The sequence below is a fragment of the Polaribacter sp. 2405UD43-2 genome (genome assembly GCF_058147125.1).
On record NZ_JBYVJX010000110.1, the window covers coordinates 1 to 234 of the forward strand.

1 protein-coding gene is annotated in these 234 nt (G+C 27.8%); it reads right to left on the reverse strand.

Translation table 11 applies throughout. The annotated features are described in order from the left end of the window. Positions 1-223, reverse strand: a 223-nt coding sequence (locus ACY2RX_RS14945; protein WP_490104753.1) for a DUF6933 domain-containing protein, incomplete at its 3' end; no start/stop codon positions are given. Between the last annotated feature and the right edge of the window lie 11 nt (positions 224-234).

Here is a 234-nt window from a genome sequence, read left to right on the forward strand (position 1 = left end):
TGTTAATTGGCTTATGTAGAAATACCTCATTAAACTTATTTTTTAAGTGAGTTTCTTGTTTAGTAGATATCAGACTTAGCTTGTTTAACTCTGTGATAAAACCCTTAAGAAATAATTGATTTAGATTTTTAATATCTGGCTTTTTAATGTCATAGACTACGAAAGAGAAGTAGGTATCATGGTTCATAAAAAACAAGCACTTTCTTATATTAATAGTAAACAAATACCCACTCC